The organism is Tolumonas osonensis (assembly GCF_014202415.1).
In the GTDB taxonomy this organism is placed as follows: Bacteria; Pseudomonadota; Gammaproteobacteria; order Enterobacterales; family Aeromonadaceae; genus Tolumonas; species Tolumonas osonensis.
The window spans coordinates 125,410-144,919 of sequence record NZ_JACHGR010000001.1; the positions used below are offsets into that span (position 1 = coordinate 125,410).

Sequence of the window (19,510 nt, forward strand, 5' to 3'; positions counted from 1 at the left end):
TATCCAATACCAAGACAATAAGTTGAATGATCCGGCGAATATACCAATAAAAATCATTTGATATACATAAAATATGTAATCAAATGTAATAAGGTGCGCCACGCCAAATTTTATTATCATTGAACAAGTTATCCGTCATAAGAAGGATCAGGTCATGCTCTATCTCTACTCTCCCGAGCAACAGGATCATTATCACCGCCTGCTGCAGGAAGCCCTGCCTGACTGGTCAGTAGCCAGCTGGCCGCAGGAGGTTAATACCGAAGCCGTCACCCATGTTGTAACCTGGAAACCGCCGGTCAATTTCTTCAGCCGTTTCCCCAATCTGCAGGTCATTTTCACACTGGGCGCCGGGGTAGATAAGTTTCTGCAGCGGGACGATATACCGGACCACGTGACGATCATCCGGCTGACCGATGCCGGGATGGCACAGCAGATGACGGAATACGCCCTGTATGGTCTGCTGCATTATCAGCGGCAGATGGATATTTATCGCCGGCAGCAACAGGCGGGAATCTGGCAACCACAACCAACCCGGCTGGCCAGAAACACCCGCGTGACCGTGCTCGGATTAGGTCAGCTGGGTATGCAGGTGGCACAGAATCTGGCACAACTGGGCTACCCGGTCAGCGGCTGGAGCCGGCAACCGAGAACCATCGACAACGTCCGCTGTGTGCATGGCTGTGCCGCGCTGGATGATCTGCTTAAAGAAACCGATGTCTTGTTCAGCGTATTGCCTTCCACCACTGAAACACAGCATCTGCTGAATGCGCAGCGCCTGGCATTACTGCCCAAAGATGCCGCGCTGATCAACGCCGGGCGCGGTACGCTGATCGATCAGGACGCCCTGCTTGATTTACTGAATCAGCAGCACCTGCGTTTTGTCCTGCTGGATGTCTTTGCCGAAGAACCGTTACCGGCCACGCATTCGTTCTGGCAGCATCCATCGGTGCTGATCACGCCGCATGTCGCCGCCGATACCATCCCTGAAGAGGCCGTAGCCCAGATTGCCGCCAATATGCAGGCACTGGCCAGCGGACACCCGGTACAGGGTATGGTCGATCGGCACCGGGGCTACTGATCCAGCAGGAAAACAGCATCGCGCCTGTGATAATCTTACGGCGCAATTCCCTATTTAAATCCGGTGGAGAACAAGCGATGGAAAACCAGTGGGCACTTTGCCATGTAGACAGTTCCTTTGATGCATCCTTGCTGGGTAATAAAGGCAGTCAGTGGCATTGGTTTCATCAACGGGATGATCTGATCGAATATCTGCTGAATGACTATATCTATCTGCTGGCAGATACCGGAGAACTCGATGAGTATCAGACCGAAAATGCCCGTGAACGCTTTGAACTGCTGATTGAACAAAGCCGTAATGATCAGGAACTGACAGAGCAGCTCAATGATCTGACCGTCAATCTGCGACGCATTGTCTGGTTCGGTACACTGGCACAACTGGCGGAAATCGATGACGAGTTTGCCAACGCGCTGCGCAGTTATTTCTGGTACGACTACGGCGATAACGAAGACGATCCGGAAGCAGCGGTGCCGGAAGAGCTGTGGCCTGAGTTTACCGATGTGATTGATGAGTTTCTGATTGAAGGTGAATACTGCTGATATCAGTACTGATACTCTGAATGAAGCCCGGGACACACTGTCCGGGCTTTTTTTCAGGCAAGAATTAACGGATAGCGCCGGTGGCCAGATTAACGGTACCGTTCTTCCACACAGGAATATTCGGCAGGAACGCACCGACATCGACCGATGCTTTCACCGCATACGGTACTTCCTGCTGCAGCGGATTGCTCAGCAGCGCATTGGCCAGCGACAGTCCATTCATCAGATCAGCCACCGCTTCGATTTCCACATCCTGTTCGCCGTGAGCCGGAATGGTCGGTTGATTCTGCGCGTTACCTGACACCACCTGCTGATCAGCCAGCGCAACGGTATAGTTCACGCCATGGATCGGCAGCGGGATCGAGTTCGGATTCTGTACATGCAGACCGATCAGAAAACGCATATTCAGTCCCTGCCCCGGCAGCACCTTCACTGAATTCACCGCCACGGTGGGTGCTTCCAGTTTGGGTTGCAATGCAGCACATCCTGCCAGTGTTAACGCAATTCCGGCCAACACATATCGGCACCACTTCAACATACAACTACTCCTGTGATTACAACTTGGTTCTGTTTAAAAATCAGTTATCCGACTCGCTGATATTTATCACGCCAGCGCTTTTGCGATCAGCGTTTTCTGTTCATCCGGTAACGGCAGACTTAATGCCGCCTGATGGCCGGCCTCCGACATTTTACGCCATGTTTTCTGCAGAATATCAATCAGTTTGGCTTCATCATGCACTTTGGCAAACTCCGCAAAATAATACTGCAGGAAAACCAGACAAATCACATCTTCCAGCATCTGGCTTTCTTCATCGCTTTTCAGCTTTTCTTTTTTCAGTAGCGCCGCCACCCGCTCACACATTGCAGCATCATAACCTTCTGCCAGCATGATTTCGCCAGCCCGCGCGGCATGCCGTAATTTCAGCTCGCTGCGCCACTGCAGATACCCCTTCCGATCCATCGGGTAATGATCGCGGGGTAACAGCCAGCGCTCAATATGCTGACTGCGGGCCGCCAGTTGCAACGCCTCCGACGCCTGAGGACAAAAGCGCAGCAGCGCATCACTCATCCGCCGGGCATACAGCACCTCATATGCCACCGGAATACCATTTTCATCCTGTTCCTGACGGGGATCGTTTGCATTCGCCTGATCAAATGCTGCAATCGTACGGGTAAAGCGCAAATCAGAGATCATTTCTGCAGACATAACATTCTTCTCATATAGCGATAACATTCTTTTAAATAGTAACGCATCCCGCTGCGTTCACCTATTACCGTATCCAGCAGCAATTCATGTGTTCGGGGGATTTTTCGCTGCCATGACCGTCGTTTTATGGCATAGTGTTGCGCCATTATTGGTCGTGGCCCTTTCTAAGGAAAACCCCGGGATGAAACGCAAAATCCTTCTGACTGACTGCCCTGATGCTCAGGGTTTGATCGCAAAAATTACCTATATTTGCTACAAGCATCAGCTGAACATTATTAAAAACGATGAATTTGTCGATCACACCGAAGGTCGTTTTTTCATGCGTACCGAGCTGGAAGGTCGTTTCAATGATGAAACGCTGCTGGGCGATCTCGACGATACATTGCCTGTTGGCGCAAAACGCCGTTTAGTCCCGGCTGGGAAAAAACGCGTTGTCATCATGGTGACCAAGGAAGCCCACTGCCTGGGTGATATCCTGATGAAGTGTTATGAAGGAGCGCTGAATCTGGATGTGGTTGCGGTTATCGGCAACTATGATGTACTGGCGGATCTGACCGGCAAATTCAATATTCCGTTCCATCATGTCAGTCACGAAGGCTTAAGCCGTGAAGAACATGAAGCCAAGATGCGCGCCATCATTGATGAATACGCACCGGAATATGTGGTACTGGCCAAATACATGCGCGTACTGACACCCGGCTTTGTGGCGTCTTACCCGTATCGCATCATCAACATTCATCACTCCTTCCTGCCGGCCTTTATCGGAGCCCGCCCTTATCAGCAGGCGTTCGATCGCGGTGTGAAAATCATTGGCGCGACCGCCCATTTCGTCACCAACGATCTGGATGAAGGTCCGATCATCGAGCAGGGCGTGATCCGGGTTGACCACAATTTCTCCGCCGAAGACATGGCCAAAGCCGGTCGCGACGGTGAACGTTCCGTGCTGAATCAGGCATTAACCGCCGTGTCAGAAGAGCGTGTGTTTGTTTACGGCAACAAAACCGTGGTCTTCAAATAACCGTGATTCTGACGATCACCGCCTCTGAAGAAGTGGTGTTTCCCGGTCACAACAAAAACGGCGATATGAATTATCGCCGTTTTTGTTGCTGTCAGATAACCCGGGATCAATAAGGTACCGCGACACCATTTGCCGACAATTTACCGTTTACCATCCGGATTTTTGTTGAAATGTCTCCGGCCGCATTCTGTTCCAGATAACCGTCCGTCAGTAGATCCGGCAATACCTCCGGAGCGGAAGCAAACTGCTGTGCCAGCGTACGAGCGATCACTACCGAGACATCACCCTGCAGCAACGAACGCATCGATTCGATTTCATGCACCTGAGCAACATCAAACGGCCGGGTAGTCAATTGACCATGGACGCTGACCGGCTGACGATTCAGCTGCAGATTAAAGGGGTCCAGACGGAAGTGAACACCACTGCGGGTAATCAGATTCAGACCCGCTTTCCACTTCGCCGCGTTAGCCGCATCCAGTCCTGAGTTCATCAGTAATGCCTCAACACCTTCACGATTCACACCGCCCAGCGCAAAACCGGCTTTCAGATCACTCAGCAGATAATCATTCTGCCGGCTGGTATACGAGAGACGCTTGATATTGGAGTGACTGTTCACATCCACCACACTGAGCAGACCATCGCTGTTTTCACTGATATCCGTCAGCCAGTGCCACTGCTGTAACTGTAGTTGACGATCCGGCTGCCGTAATTCCAGCAGCCCGAGATTGAGTTTGGCCTGCGGCATCAGCCACAGACCATGATTGACGACCAGCTGGCTGTCCAGCGTCAGATCCGCCAGTTTACCCTGTTCCTCATTATCGTCGTTCCGCCATTCCATCCCCTGCCAGAATACAGAAAGGTCGATATGTTCTGTGTCGGCAAATCCGGCGCGTACCCGCAATGGTGAAACCAGCCAGGTTTGTTCATCACGGAACCAGCTCCACTGCGCCATATTCAGGCCAGCAACGATATTTCCGCTATAACTGTTAATGTTCCAGTAAATATCGTGCGGAATATTCAGCTTTTCGGGCAGATCGGCAAATGAACTGCGCTGCATGTTGATTTGGGCAGTCCCCTGAACAAAGCCAGGAACAATGGAATGCCGGATCTCAATATACAGATCAATGGTTCCCTGGCGCTGTAACCAGTTCTGCAGCCGGTTGTCCCCATTCAGTGAAGGCACCAGCGTCAGTAACGTGGCAGGTTCTGCTATCAGCAGATGTAATTCGGCTTTACGCGTGAAAAGATTTTTTTCCAGATCGAACCAGCTGGTTGCAATGCCCGGAACCTGGTCGGCACGGCTGACCCAGTCCCCCAGACGGCGATCAACCTGATAGCCTGTATACCAGGTCATAACCAGCGTCAGTAACAGCACACCAGTCAGCGGGAAAACGATCCATTTGATGAATTTATGCATGCACGCATCCTTTATAGTGCAGAACCGGACAGAGCGATATCCGGCTGCACCATAAAGGAAAGATATGACAAGGCTATGACATCAATAATAAAATCAGAACGTTATTTGTTTTGAAGCTTAAACTCTCCGAGCGGTATATTTTTGCCATTTGCGGTCAGTTGCCCGCTCTGTAATTGCAGGTTACTGCTCAGACCCTTATTGTCAGCCTTGATAAAACCATCCTGCTGCAATACAGAGATTTGCTGCCGCATCTCTGCCGGCAAAGCACGTACCGCATTCGTTTCAGCGGCAATGGTGAAATTACCCTGCAGCATGTATCTGAACGGATTCGGGGTATCGGCTGCGCTGGCACGAATCAGCTGTTCCACCTCAAATGGCAGCGATTCCAGGGTACCGCTTGCGGTCACCGCCGCGTTATTCAGCTTCATACTGGCCGGCGCCAGTTCCAGACGCATCGTTTTGGTCGTGATCTTATTGAGGCTTTTCATCATTTGCGTGAAATCAGGCTTTTCTGCCCTAGCCTGCAGGGCCAGCTCTTCCACACCCTGTTTATTCAGACCGGAAAAATTCAAACCCAGAGAAAGATCATTAATCGTGAACTGTTGCTGTGGAGTATGGATAGCAAAATCAGCCAACGAGACCCGTTGTTTCGTATTCAATACCGTGCCGGTTTCGGTCTCAGCTTCATCCATGACGGAATCAAAACGTAACTGTCCCATTTCGGCTTTACCGTCGGCATCAGACATCCGCATACCATTCAGCTGAGCATGCCCTTCCGGTGAGATCCAGATACCAGAAAAATTACGCAGCAAGGCAACCCCATCCAGTGGCAAAATCTCCATCTCACTCCGGACAGGCTGCTGGCTAGTGGCTTTGACCCCTTCCCAAGCATAGTTGAGCTCCAGTTCATCCTGCATGTTGCCATCCAGTGATATTTCCGCAGGGCCGACGTCGACACTATGCTCTGGCTGCGTAACCTGCCAGCGCTCCATACTGAGCCGCAGATCAAAATCCTGATTATAGGCTTTATAGGTCCATGCCATGGAAACAGGCAAAGAAGGAGGAACCGCCTTTCGCTGCACCAGTTCATAAGGTGTCCCGCGGGACATATCCAGCGTCGCTTCCCCTTTTACAATAAACGGGAACATTTTATTGGAAACATTAATATATAACTCGAAAGGCTTCTGTCTCTCTTCTGTCTGCGGTTCAGCCATCTGTTCCTGTACCCGCTGCAAGGATTCAGGATCGCCGCTGTTCACCGGCTCCATTTTCGCGTTTTCCTGCATTTGTTCACTCAGTACTACGATGTGTAATACACCGCCCCGGGAAAACGGAAAAGACAATTGCGGATACCAGCTGGCCCGCATGACATGGCTCTGGTTGATACTCTCAACACCAGCCTGGACATATTCATCCAGTTTTTGTGCGGTATACCAACTGGAAGCCGCAGCAGCTATGCCTCCGGCAACTGCAATGCTGACTAACGAAAGTACAAGTTTTGAACTCATGAAGTGCTCCCTCTTTTTATTTTTCCTGGATTCCGGTTTCTCTGTCGTAAGGTAACAGTTGTCACAGCAGCGGACTGAACAGATAGAATACATTTTCCAGCATACGCTGTATCCATGACCGCTCACGCCATTCTGTCAGGCGAAGTCGTTTTCCCTGCTGAATATAACTTTGTTGCAACTCTTTCAGCATAGCTGCAAATGAACAATCATCTACCAGTAAAGTGGCCTCAAAGTTGAGCCAAAGGCTACGGCGATCAAGATTCACTGTGCCAATCAAAGCAATCTGATCATCAACCAGCACACTTTTGGTATGTAACAATCCTTTCCGGAAACGGTAGATCTCCACACCGGCCGCCAGCAATTCTTCCAGAAATGCGTTACAGGCAAAACTCACCATCCGGGAATCATTGCGTTCCGGAATAATCAGCTGAACCGCAACCCCGCGAGCTGCCGCCGACTGTAATGCCGCGACCAGCGGATCATCCGGGACAAAATAGGGACTGGTCAGAACCAGGTTGTGTTCGGCCTGATAAATGGCCTGCAGCAGGATTTGCTGGATACAATCGCCGCCGACAAAAGGTCCAGATGGTATCAGTTGAATATTATGGCCATCTACGTGCAGGCTCTCGGGCTCATAACGCCGGGAATCCAGTAACCGCTCCCCGGTTTCCATTTCCCAGTCCCGCACGAACAACGACCACACCACCGAAACGACAGGCCCCGTCACCCGGACCATGATGTCTATCCATTGTCCGACACCACTGGATTGCTTGAACAATTCCGGATCGACCAGGTTCATAGAACCGGTGTAGGCGATCTGTTCATCAATCACCACCAGTTTACGGTGCATGCGCAGATCCTGCCGGTGCAACGGCACCCGCCATGGTTTTACAGGTAACACCTCCACAATTCTGACGCCGGTATCATGAAAACGCCTTGGCCAGCCCGTATCAAACAATGCCGCACTGCCCACCGAATCCAGAAGAATCCGGCAGTCAACCCCCCGGGCTGCCGCCTGAATAAGCGCTTCTGCGACCTGATCTGCCCGGCCGCCCTCCTGCCAGATATAAAATTCCAGGTAACAGGAGATCTTCGCCTGCCGGATATCCACAAGCAATTGATCCAGGATCGTTTCCGGTTCGGACAACAAAGTGATGTTATTCCCGCCGAGTAAAGGCATACCAAGGCGGGACTGAATCAGGGCAACCAGCGGCGCCGCCTTGGCAGAAGGCGTAACCGGATAATGCGGAAAGCCAGCGACCAGCTTCTGCAGCCAGGTAACATAGGGACGGTACATGGCTTTCGCCAGTTTGGCTCTGCGTCGCCCTAAACGGACCTCGCCCACAATCAGGTATGCCGAGATCCCCACTACCGGCACCGCCAGAATGAGCGCCAGCCAGGCCAGAGACACACCGATAGGACGCCGTTTCATAATGACCCGGAGCACAACGACCACGACCAGCAGGGCATAAAAACCAAACACCAGAAAACCCAACACGTTATACAACACATCCAGCAAGGTCATCTGTGGCCGCATTTGACTATCCTCAATTTTCATGCGCTGGCATGATACGCAACGAATGATATGATGCTCCCGCACACAGCTATTTGATAAGGCGGTATCATGTTGCATGCTCTTCTTTTGACTCTGTCCCTTAGCGGTCAGACCAGTGGTCCAATCGACATCACAGAACAAGAACTAACCCAATATGTAAATCAAAAAGCTAAATATCAACAGCAATATGGCCTACCCGGCTTGTTTGATGTTGATCTGAATATCGATACCATGCAGGTTCGTCTCGGCCGGCAAAAAGCCGGGATGGCACAAGTCCTGAGTAATGGTCGCTTTACTCTTAGTTTACCCGGTAAACCGGCTATAGATGGAACTATCCGTGCTGATTTTGAAGCCAAACCGAGATATCAGCAGCAAAGCGGTGCGGTCTATCTGGATAATTTCACCCTGACCAGCTATTCCATTCAACCATCGGCAGTACAACAACAATTTGCTCCGTTTGTGAGCTATCTGGTACAGGGCTTACAGAGTCGTTTAGAGCAACAGCCAGCGTATCAGCTTAATACGCAGGACAAGGATCAACTCTGGCTGAAACAGCATGTTACCCGGTTCGAACTCATGCCTGGCAAACTGCGACTCCATACTGACTAAACAGGGATCAAAGGAATGAATTTACCCCATCATCTGTCAATTCCGTTTCTTCTGTGCTGGCTCGTGCTGTCAGCCCTGCTACTGACCGGCTGTCAGAGTACGATCCCCGAGTCGTCTCATTACTCATCTAGTCTGAGCGATCCGGCCTATGCACGTTCAGCCTTGTATGAGCAATATCAGGAATGGAAAGGTGTTCCCTACCGGGATGGTGGGGAAAGCCGCAGAGGGGTCGATTGTTCCGGTTTTATCCAGCTGACTTTCCGGGAACAATTTGCTATCCGACTGCCACGGGATACCGGCAGTCAGGCACAACTCGGGCGGTCCATTTCCGCCCGTCAGCTACGCCCGGGGGATCTGGTGTTCTTCCATATCGGCAAGCAGACCCGCCATGTCGGGGTGGTGGTGGAAAAAAACAAATTCCTGCATGCCTCAACCAGCAAAGGCGTTATGATCTCCGATCTGAATCAGCCTTACTGGCAACGCTCCTACTGGCAGGCACGCCGCCTGTCGCAATAACGCTCCCCATAATGGCAGACGTCATAACTTCATATCTGCTGTTTACTGACCATAAAAAAAGCCGCTCTGATGAGCGGCCTCTTATTAGCATGGTACGAATTAACCGATAAACACACGTGCGTTACGGAACATACGCAGCCATGGGCTGTTTTCACCCCATTCGTCAGGATGCCATGAGTTGGCAACGGTACGCATCACACGTTCCGGATGTGGCATCATGATCGTTACGCGGCCATCTTTGGTAGTCAGACCGGTGATACCTGCTGGCGAACCGTTCGGGTTGAACGGATAACGTTCAGTCGCCACACCATAGTGATCAACAAAACGTACCGCCACAGTGCCACTGTTCTGAATCGCAGACAGATGGTCGGCATCACGCACTTCCACACGACCTTCACCGTGAGATACCGCGATCGGCATACGGGAACCGGCCATACCCTGGAAGAACACAGATGGAGACTGCTGAACTTCAACCAGGCTGAAGCGCGCTTCAAAACGCTCGGATTCGTTGCGCACGAAACGTGGCCACAAGTCAGCACCCGGGATCAGATCACGCAGGTTAGACATCATCTGACAACCGTTACAGATCCCCAGCGCAAAGGTGTCGTTGCGGTGGAAGAAGCTCTGGAACGCATCACGGGCACGGTTGTTAAACAGTACCGATTTCGCCCAGCCTTCACCAGCGCCCAGTACGTCACCGTACGAGAAACCGCCACAGGCAGCCAGACCCTGGAATTCAGCCAGATCCAGACGACCTTCCAGAATATCGCTCATGTGGACGTCGATGGCGCTGAAACCGGCACGGTCAAACGCCGCAGCCATTTCGCTCTGCGAGTTCACACCCTGCTCACGCAGGATAGCCACTTTCGGATAAGCGCGTTTGGCAATAAACGGTGCCGCGACGTCCTGATTCAGATCGAAAGTCAGATTCACATTCAGACCTGGATCTTTTACATCCTGCTTCGCCTGGTGTTCACTGTCAGCACAAGCCGGGTTATCACGCATGCGCTGCATCAGATGGGTGGTTTCCGCCCAGATCTTACGGAAGTGAACACGCGGTTCAGACATCACGATCTGATCATTACGGGTGAAGCACAGAGTATCTTTCTGGTTCAGGGTACCGATGACGAAAGCATTCGCTGCCAGACCATGACCCGCCAGGGTATTCATTACCGCTTCTTTGTCTTCACGACGAACCTGAATGACCGCACCCAGCTCTTCGTTGAACAGCACCGCCAGGTCATCGGACGCCAACTGATCCAGCTGGACGCTGATACCGGTCTTACCGGCAAACGCCATTTCCGCCAGGGTCACAAACAGACCACCGTCAGAACGGTCGTGATAAGCCAGCAGCTTGCGATCAGCCACCAGCGTCTGCATCGCGTTGAAGAAGCCTTTCAGCTGAGAAGGACAATCCACATCCGGCGCTTTGTCACCCAGTTGTTTGTAAACCTGAGCCAGACAGGAAGCACCCAGACGGTTTTTACCGTTACCCAGATCGATAAAGATCAGGTCGGTTTCACCTTTGTCGGTGCGCAGCTGTGGCGTCACGGTATTACGCACGTCATCCACACGGGCAAAGGCAGTAATGATCAGGGACAGTGGTGCAATCACCTCTCTCTGCTCATCACCCTGCTGCCAGCGGGTCTTCATCGACATGGAGTCTTTACCAACCGGTACTGTCAGTTCCAGCTCAGGACACAGTTCTTCACCCACCGCTTTCACTGCGGCATACAAACCGGCATCTTCACCCGGGTGACCGGCAGCAGCCATCCAGTTTGCAGACAGCTTAACGCGTTTCAGTTCACCAATTTGTGCAGAAGCGATGTTGGTCAGGGACTCGGCAACCGCCATACGGCCAGAAGCGGCATGGTCCAGCAACGCCAGCGGAGAACGCTCACCCATGGACATCGCTTCACCGGCATAGGTGTCGTAAGAAGCAGCTGTTACCGCGCAATCCGCTACCGGGATCTGCCAAGGGCCAACCATCTGATCACGGGCAACCAGACCGGTTACGGTACGGTCACCGATGGTGATCAGGAAGGTTTTTTCTGCCACGGTCGGCAGACGCAGAATACGTTCAGCCGCATCCTGTACCGTCACACCGGAGAGATCCAGTGCTTTACCCTGTGCCTGCTGAGTAGTCACATCGCGATGCATTTTAGGGGCTTTGCCCAGCAATACATCCAGCGGCATATCGATCGGGTTGTTGTCGAAATGGCTATCGTGCAATGTCAGATGCTGTGCTTCGGTGGCTTCACCAATCACGGCATACTGTGCGCGCTCACGACGGCACAACTCTTCAAACAGCGGCAGCTGATCAGCAGCCACAGCCAGAACATAACGTTCCTGTGATTCGTTACACCAGATTTCCAGCGGCGTCATTCCCGGTTCATCATTCGGGATAGCGCGCAGCGAGAAGTTACCGCCGCGGCCACCATCATTAACCAGTTCAGGCATCGCATTGGACAAACCGCCTGCACCCACGTCATGGATGAACAGGATCGGGTTGTGCTCACCCATCTGCCAGCAGCGATCGATCACTTCCTGACAACGGCGTTCCATTTCAGGGTTTTCACGTTGCACCGAAGCGAAATCCAGATCTTCCGCAGACTGACCAGAGGTCATGGAAGATGCCGCACCGCCACCCAGACCGATATTCATCGCCGGGCCGCCCAGTACCACCAGTTTTGCACCGACAGAAATTTCGCCTTTCTGCACGTGCTCGCCACGAATGTTACCTAAACCACCCGCCAGCATGATTGGCTTGTGATAGCCACGGATCTCTTCACCATTATGGCTAGGTACTTTTTCTTCATAGGTACGGAAGTAACCCAGAATGTTCGGACGACCAAATTCGTTGTTGAACGCCGCACTACCCAACGGACCATCAATCATGATGTCCAGCGCACTGACGATACGGCTTGGTTTACCAAAATCGGTTTCCCATGGCTGATGATGACCCGGGATTTGCAGGTTAGACACGGTGAAACCGCTCAGGCCCGCTTTTGGCTTGGAACCACGACCGGTTGCGCCCTCATCACGGATTTCACCACCGGAACCGGTAGCAGCACCCGGGAACGGCGAAATCGCGGTTGGATGGTTATGCGTTTCCACTTTCATCAGAATGTGGATCGGTTCCTGATGATACTGATATTCACCGGTTTCAGGGCTCGGGAAGAAGCGACCTGCTTCGCTGCCCACCATGACTGCCGCGTTATCTTTATAGGCGGACAATACATAGTCGCTATGTTGCTCAAAGGTGTTTTTGATCATCTTGAACAGGGATTTATCCTGTTTCTGACCATCAATCGTCCAGTCAGCATTGAAAATCTTGTGACGGCAGTGCTCGGAGTTGGCCTGCGCGAACATATAGAGTTCGATATCGTTCGGGTTGCGACCCAGTTTCTGGAAACTGGCCAGCAGATAGTCGATTTCATCTTCTGCCAGCGCCAGACCCAGTTCAATGTTGGCTTTCACCAGCGCTTCACGACCACCACTCAGTACATCAATTGATGTCAGCGGACGTGGTTCGTGGTGCGCAAACAGTGCGGTCGCTGCATTCAAATCAGCGAACACCGTTTCCATCATCCGGTCATGCAACAGCGCAGCAATGGTTTGTTGCTGTTCAGCCGTCAACGCATCTGCCGTAATGTAATAGGCAATACCACGTTCCAGACGATTGATTTGTTTCAAACCACAGTTGTGTGCAATGTCGGTAGCTTTCGATGACCAGGGGGAGATGGTACCAGGGCGGGGAGTAACCAGAACTAACAAACCTGTCGGTGTATGTTCTGCGATAGTCGGGCCATAGGTTAACAATTTTTCCAGTATTACCCGTTCCGCCTCCGAGAGGGGAGCCGAGACATCGGCAAAGTGCATATATTCGGCATAGACATCATGCACAGGTAAGGATTTTTCAGCAAATGCATCCTTCAATTTGCTGATACGAAACTCGGATAGCGCAGGCGCACCTCGTAAGATTTCCATGTTGCCAGTTCTCTCACTAAGTAATAGAGGGGGGAAATTGCAGTGTGCGTATTATAGGAAGGCGGGGGGGGAGCTGTCGACCGAAAAGCAGCATTCTGTCACGGAACAATGTGATTTAATGCTGGATCGCGCTTTAAACCATGTAACAAGGCGCGCTTTTTTCTTTTCTTTGCCATATCGGATGTGTTATCACTAATCTGATAATAACAAGACAACGATAATAGAGGGGGAAGCCCTATGTTAACCAGAAGAAGAATTCGTTTACGTAAGACTCCAACGCTTCATAACGGCGTCAGACGCCTTGTGGCCCGGATAGCCCGGCACCGTAAAAACCTGCACCGTCACCGTTCTTTTTTTCTGATCAGCGAACAACTCTGATCCAGAGTGTGCCGTTTGTGATGTTCACAAACGGCACATCCGCCAAACTACTCAGGACTTAGAAGGCAATACAACTCCCGCAGGATCCTGCAGCAGCGCCACCAGCTCATCTTCACCCCAGACCGGAATACCCAGCTGCTGAGCCTTTTCCAGCTTGGAACCCGCCGCTTCGCCCGCTATCACCAAATCTGTTTTGGCTGATACTGAGCCAGCCACTTTCGCACCCAGCGTCTGCAAAGCCTGCTTGGCGGCATCCCGGTTCAGTTGTGACAATGTCCCGGTCAGTACCAGCGTCTTTCCATTGAGCGGCAATGTATCTGCAGCCACCTTTTCTACCGGTTTCCAGCTGATACCTGCCCCACCCTCACTGATCGGCGCCAGCAGACGCTGAATGACTTCCAGATTATGTTCCTGACGAAAGAAGTAATAGATATGTTTTGCCATCACTTCACCGACGTCCGATACTTTTAACAAGGTTTCCACGGACGCGTCCTGCAGCGCCGGCAAATCCGCAAAATGCTGCGCCAGCGTCTGCGCCGTTGTTTCCCCGACCTCGCGGATCCCCAGTGCAAACAGGAACCGGGCAAAGGTGGTTTCGCGCGCATTTTGCAATGCTATCAGCAGCTTATCTGCCGACTTCTCACCCATTCGCTCTAGCCCCAGCAGTTGTGCTTTGGTCAGCGCGAACAGATCCGCCGGCGTATGAACCAGTTCATGATCCACCAGCTGTTCAATCAGTTTATCGCCAATGCCATCCACATCCATGGCCCGGCGGGACACAAAATGTTTCAGTGCCTCTTTTCGCTGTGCTGCACAATAAAGCCCCCCGGAACAGCGGGCAACCGCTTCTCCCGGTAAACGTTCCACCTGTGAATCACAGACGGGGCAACGTTCGGGAAAATCAATCTCCCGGCAGGCAGTATCCCGTCGATCCAAGACCACATTGACGATCTGCGGAATGACATCCCCGGCACGGCGCACCACGACCCAGTCGCCGATTTTGACACCCAGTCGGGCAATTTCATCGGCATTATGCAAGGTCGCATTAGACACGGTTACACCGCCTACCTGTACCGGTTCTAGCCGGGCGACAGGGGTAATGGCGCCGGTACGACCAACCTGAAACTCGACATCATTCAGACGCGTCAGCTCTTCCTGAGCCGGGAATTTATGGGCTACCGCCCAGCGGGGCGCTCTGGAAACAAATCCCAGTTGCTGCTGCTGAGCAATCGCATCGACCTTGAAAACGACACCATCAATTTCAAACGGGAGCGCATCGCGTTTAGCCAGAATGTCGTCGTGATAATCCTGACAACCACCCATGCCCACGACCTGACGAATTTCATCACACACCGGCAAACCGAACTGTTTCAGATATTGCATCCGGGCGTAGTGCGAATCTGGCAGAGCAGTTTCTTCATCCACGACGCCAATGCCATAGGCATAAAAAGCCAGCGGACGCTGCGCGGTAATTGCCGGATCAAGCTGACGCAGGCTGCCTGCTGCGGCGTTACGCGGATTGGCAAACACCTTATCGCCTTTCACCAGCGCCTGTTTGTTCCAGCGTTCGAAACCGGCTTTTGGCATGAACACTTCACCGCGGACTTCAATACGGGCCGGAACATGCTCCCCACCCAGTCGTAGCGGTATCACCCGAATAGTCCGGACATTCTGTGTGATATCTTCACCAGTGACACCATCACCCCGGGTTGCAGCGCGGACCAGTTCACCCTGTTCATACAGAATACTGACCGCCAATCCGTCCAGTTTCGGTTCACAACAGAAAGTAACCGCCTCATTGGTAAATAATCGTTCCTGTACCCGTCGGCCGAATGCGTTCAGATCGTCTGCATTGAATACGTTATCCAGGGATAACATGGGCTGCTCATGATGAACGGTTCCGAAGGTTGCCAGCGCGATACCGCTCACCCGTTGTGTCGGGGAATTTGCATCCCGCCACTGCGGATGCGCCGCTTCAAGCGCCCGCAGTTCTTTCATCAGGCGATCATATTCTGCATCCGGTACAGAGGGCTCATCGTACAGGTAATACTCGGTGTCATAGCGCTCAAGTAATTGTTGTAACGCCCGCATACGCGACTGGATTTCATTCATACTGGTTCGTCTCAAATTCACAGACAACTTAAAATCACAGAAAAAAAATGCGGCCAAGGCCGCACTCATATATAAATCAATTGGTTATCTTATTGATGATCGTAGGCTTTCAGCTCATCACGGCATTGCGTCAGATAATATTCACTCAACGGCTGACGAGATGCATCCAGTAAAATGCCATCGACCTCACTGGCCAACTTATCTGCTGCTTTCAGCATCAGATCAAAATGTGCCAACCCCCGGCCAGCCGCCGGCAATTGCATGAACAAAGACACACCCGGCGTCATCATACGATCCATTTTGCTTGGCTCGAACGTCCCCGGTTTGATCATATTGATGAGACTGAATAACACATCACCCTCACCATCCATCTCCAGATGACGATGATAAATATCCATTTCACCAAAACGGAATCCCAGAATACGCAGCGCGTGTTTCAGATCGCGACCGTAAATATATGAACCGTCACGGGCAGAAATGTTGATGACATAGACATCTTTCCAGTTGCCCTTGACCGGCTCCTGCTGCGATTCAAGTTCAGGTTCAGCCACGACTGCAGTGGCAATGTCTTCCTGTTCAGCCAACTCATCATCACCGGCAGAAAACTGGGGTACCGAGGAAATAACCGGTTCAGCATCCCGTACCGGCGCGCCATTACGTGGCACGACTCTGACCTTCCCGACACCATCCGCATCAAATCCGTCAACATCCCGGGCATCACCATTTCGTTTTGTCGGCGCAGATTTGGACACCGCATTTTTTTGCTGTGCCCGTTTATTTTTCTGATTTGTCCATAAACCATGGATCACCAACGCCGCAATTGCCAGTGCGCCTACAATAACCAGTACTATTCGCAAATCCTGCATTTGTCGTTGCTCTATATGTAATTGGTTGTCGAACGTATCTTTATCAGTGCCCGGTAACTGCAATTTCCCGCAGTCCGGCGGAACATGTCATCGCATAAAAATCACTGACAAGAAACCATGTCAATCAATCCAGAAATCCCTTCCGGGACAGATTGAGCTGTTTTCTCTGTTCGGTTTGATTATACCTCAGTCATTATAAACGATAAGTTCTTGTTCCTGATTCACATTATCCGTTTTGCAGTGCAGGCTGACAACGCTTATTAACAGATTTCAATAAAATCTGTTATCTCATACGCTACCAAAGTAGCAGGCTATCTGTAATAGTCGCAATCAGTATCACAGCAGGGAAAATAATAATGGTAAATATTCAGCCACTCAGTGCTTTTGGGTATCTGCTTCGGGGTCTGCATCTGATGACACAGCCCGGAATACGACGTTATGTATGGTTTCCTTTATTAATCAACATATTACTCTTCTCTATCGGTTTTTATCTGCTTTTTCAGCGCTTTGATATCGCCATGAATGCATTAACCGCCTGGTTACCTGACTGGCTGGACTGGCTCACCTTTCTGCTCTGGCCATTGGCGGTATTAATCATCCTGTTCGTCTCCAGCTTTATTTTCGGTATGGTAACCAACTGGCTGGCAGCGCCGTTTAACGGCATGCTGGCAGCACGGGTTGAACAATATCTGGTCTCTGATATGCACCGGGTTGATGAACGCCCCTTATGGCAGGAGGTTCATCACGCATTCCGCCGTGAATGGCAGAAACTCAAATACTGGCTGCCGCGAATGCTGCTTTGTGCCGTGCTGTTTTTCGTCCCGGTAGCCGGACAATTTCTGGCGCCCTGGATATGGTTGCTGTTTTCAGCCTGGATGATGGCTATCCAGTACTGTGATTATCCGTATGACAATCACCAGGTCTCCTTTCCCGATATGCGCCGGCAACTGGCCCGCCAGCGCTGGCGTAATCTGTCCTTCGGCGGTCTGGTCATGTTGCTGGGATCTATTCCGCTGCTGAATTTATTTCTGATGCCAATGGCAATCTGCGCCAGTACCGCAATGTGGGTCGACGATCAGAACCACAAATGAAAAAACGGGGACATAAGTCCCCGTTTCTATTTTAGTGTCCGCGACAATACTAATTGTCTAGCTATGTTGCCCAATCAGGCTGGTCATCACCGCCGTATTAGCCATGTCCGCATCATCATCGAACTGATAGATGTCGTCACGAAACTGCAACTGTCCCTGCTTATCAACCCAGCTACGCCAGTAAACCGTGTAAACCGGCACTGGATCTGGCACGGACAACCATTTGGTCGTATCTTCCTTCAGCATCTGCTCCAGCTTGGTGATGTTCCATTTTGAGCCTTTCAATAACAAACGGGCAAAATCATCAGCCTCCTCCACCCGGACACAACCAGAACTCAGCGCTCTCAAATCACGGTTGAAATAAGCGGGAGAAGAAGTGGAATGCAGATAAATCGCATCATTGTTCGGCAAATAAAACTTATACCGGCCAAGCGCATTGTGATCACCCGGTTTCTGTCGCAAACGATAAGGGAAGTTTTCTTCTGTACCATCCCACACCATAGCCTCCGGCGCCACGGTCATCCCCTGCGAATCAACCAGTTCAAACTGCCCTTTATCCAGAAAATGTTTGTCTTTTTGCAACTTGGGCACTAAATCCTTCTGCAGGATACTTTCCGGTACATGCCAGGCCGGATTCACCACAACGCTGGATATCTCACTGGACAATATAGGGGTCTGGCGTTGTGTCTGACCTACGATAACCCGACTGGAGAATATCTCCTGCTGTTTATCCAGAACCCGTAAACGAAACTCCGGTATATTGACCAGAACATACCGGCGGGAAGAGATATTTTGCGGCAAATCACTGCGTAAAATACTACGGGCCAGAATCACCGCGCGCACCTGTGGCGGCAAACGCAGCCATTTCAGAGTCCGGTGTCCAATAACGCCGTCCGCTTCCAGCCCGTGTCGTTGCTGAAAGTGTTTCACCGCCTGAACCGTCACTGCATCATAATCAGGCTGCCCCATCTGCTCGTCAGTCAACGCGCCGGATTGCAAATCACCGTTGCGTAACAGCACATTCCTGAACAACGGCAATACCGTATTTTGTTCACCCGGTTTTACTTTCACTGAAGGTAGTTCCGGCCACGGCGCTTTTCTGGATTCACTGAGCAGGGACAGTAATACGCGGCGACTGTCCAGATAACTCATCGTGTGCGGACGTAATTTATTGATATAGGTTTCAGCGTCGGTACGATGCAGTAACAAGACATATTCATGTCGGCTAAGCGCCGGGGCAGACGGATTAAATTTTTTCAGATGAAATCGTTCCCGTGAATCCCAGTCCAGCGCGTGCCATTCACGGCGGAACTGCCGCAGCAGCGTATAGATCCGGTAATATGTCTCCGGTTCCTGCGCCAGTTCAGGTCGTCTGATTAATTGCAGCCAGATATCAGCGAAAACCGGGTGAATTCCTGTCATTGCAACTTCCATCAGCTGCTGGGTCAGCTCTGACCGGATAGCAGCGGATGGTAATGGCAATACAGTCGTTACCTCATGATGAGTATCCAATGGCACAGCATCGCCATGACGGGTATTTACCGCAAAACACTGACTGTTCCATGCCAGCAGAAGCACTACTGCAGCAGGCACAAATTTGCCACGCATCTACTTCCTCCTAATCCC

Annotated in this window: 15 protein-coding genes; 6 read left to right on the forward strand and 9 right to left on the reverse strand. The window is 51.5% G+C overall.

Annotated elements, in window-relative coordinates:
- Positions 1 to 154 precede the first annotated feature (154 nt).
- Positions 155 to 1,078 carry a 2-hydroxyacid dehydrogenase gene (locus HNR75_RS00590; RefSeq protein ID WP_188025079.1) on the forward strand — a complete coding sequence of 308 codons (924 nt, stop codon included), beginning with the start codon at positions 155 to 157 and terminating at the stop codon, positions 1,076 to 1,078.
- 77 nt (positions 1,079 to 1,155) lie between these two features.
- Positions 1,156 to 1,617, forward strand: a complete 462-nt coding sequence (locus tag HNR75_RS00595) for a hypothetical protein (RefSeq protein WP_188025080.1) — start codon at positions 1,156 to 1,158, stop codon at positions 1,615 to 1,617.
- Positions 1,618 to 1,681: 64 nt separating this feature from the next.
- Here HNR75_RS00595 and HNR75_RS00600 read toward each other — a convergent pair whose 3' ends face one another.
- Positions 1,682 to 2,155 (reverse strand): LEA/WHy family protein, encoded by a 474-nt coding sequence (locus HNR75_RS00600; protein ID WP_188025081.1) that lies wholly within the window; start codon positions 2,153 to 2,155, stop codon positions 1,682 to 1,684.
- A gap of 66 nt (positions 2,156 to 2,221) precedes the next feature.
- Positions 2,222 to 2,824: a DUF4202 domain-containing protein gene (locus HNR75_RS00605; protein WP_188025082.1), complete on the reverse strand. Its 603-nt coding sequence runs from the start codon at positions 2,822 to 2,824 to the stop codon at positions 2,222 to 2,224.
- Positions 2,825 to 3,005: 181 nt separating this feature from the next.
- Here HNR75_RS00605 and purU point away from each other — a divergent pair, with 181 nt between their 5' ends.
- Positions 3,006 to 3,842: a formyltetrahydrofolate deformylase gene (gene purU / locus HNR75_RS00610; protein ID WP_188025083.1), complete on the forward strand. Its 837-nt coding sequence runs from the start codon at positions 3,006 to 3,008 to the stop codon at positions 3,840 to 3,842.
- A gap of 106 nt (positions 3,843 to 3,948) precedes the next feature.
- Here the strand turns inward: purU and HNR75_RS00615 are convergent, their stop codons facing one another.
- The 3 genes from HNR75_RS00615 to cls form a co-directional block, all read right to left on the reverse strand.
- Entirely contained in the window at positions 3,949 to 5,259 is a 1,311-nt protein-coding gene (locus tag HNR75_RS00615) for a DUF945 family protein (RefSeq protein WP_188025084.1), read from the reverse strand.
- 101 nt (positions 5,260 to 5,360) lie between these two features.
- Positions 5,361 to 6,767: a DUF945 family protein gene (locus HNR75_RS00620; protein WP_188025085.1), complete on the reverse strand. Its 1,407-nt coding sequence runs from the start codon at positions 6,765 to 6,767 to the stop codon at positions 5,361 to 5,363.
- Between the two features lie 61 nt (positions 6,768 to 6,828).
- On the reverse strand, positions 6,829 to 8,304 hold the full coding sequence (gene cls / locus HNR75_RS00625; protein WP_246358656.1) for a cardiolipin synthase: 1,476 nt from the start codon (positions 8,302 to 8,304) through the stop codon (positions 6,829 to 6,831).
- Positions 8,305 to 8,391: 87 nt separating this feature from the next.
- Here cls and HNR75_RS00630 point away from each other — a divergent pair, with 87 nt between their 5' ends.
- Both HNR75_RS00630 and HNR75_RS00635 read left to right on the forward strand, forming a co-directional pair.
- Positions 8,392 to 8,931, forward strand: coding sequence for a YceB family lipoprotein (locus HNR75_RS00630; protein WP_188025086.1), 540 nt, complete (start codon positions 8,392 to 8,394; stop codon positions 8,929 to 8,931).
- Between the two features lie 15 nt (positions 8,932 to 8,946).
- A complete protein-coding gene (locus tag HNR75_RS00635) occupies positions 8,947 to 9,447 on the forward strand; it encodes an NlpC/P60 family protein (RefSeq protein WP_188025087.1) in 501 nt (166 codons plus the stop codon).
- Between the two features lie 99 nt (positions 9,448 to 9,546).
- On the opposite strand, the gene purL is transcribed toward HNR75_RS00635, so the two are convergent.
- From purL to zipA, 3 genes are all read right to left on the reverse strand, one after another.
- A complete protein-coding gene (gene purL / locus HNR75_RS00640) occupies positions 9,547 to 13,437 on the reverse strand; it encodes a phosphoribosylformylglycinamidine synthase (protein ID WP_188025088.1) in 3,891 nt (1,296 codons plus the stop codon).
- Between the two features lie 429 nt (positions 13,438 to 13,866).
- The gene (gene ligA, locus HNR75_RS00645; RefSeq protein WP_188025089.1) at positions 13,867 to 15,927 is read right to left on the reverse strand and encodes an NAD-dependent DNA ligase LigA; all 2,061 of its coding nucleotides are present in this window, start codon (positions 15,925 to 15,927) and stop codon (positions 13,867 to 13,869) included.
- 89 nt (positions 15,928 to 16,016) lie between these two features.
- Positions 16,017 to 16,793 (reverse strand): cell division protein ZipA, encoded by a 777-nt coding sequence (gene zipA, locus HNR75_RS00650; RefSeq protein ID WP_188025090.1) that lies wholly within the window; start codon positions 16,791 to 16,793, stop codon positions 16,017 to 16,019.
- A 356-nt stretch (positions 16,794 to 17,149) separates the two neighbouring features.
- Between zipA and cysZ the strand changes: the two genes are divergently transcribed.
- On the forward strand, positions 17,150 to 17,884 hold the full coding sequence (cysZ, locus tag HNR75_RS00655; protein ID WP_188025091.1) for a sulfate transporter CysZ: 735 nt from the start codon (positions 17,150 to 17,152) through the stop codon (positions 17,882 to 17,884).
- A 57-nt stretch (positions 17,885 to 17,941) separates the two neighbouring features.
- Here cysZ and HNR75_RS00660 read toward each other — a convergent pair whose 3' ends face one another.
- Positions 17,942 to 19,492 carry a L,D-transpeptidase family protein gene (locus HNR75_RS00660; protein WP_188025092.1) on the reverse strand — a complete coding sequence of 517 codons (1,551 nt, stop codon included), beginning with the start codon at positions 19,490 to 19,492 and terminating at the stop codon, positions 17,942 to 17,944.
- Positions 19,493 to 19,510: the final 18 nt, after the last annotated feature.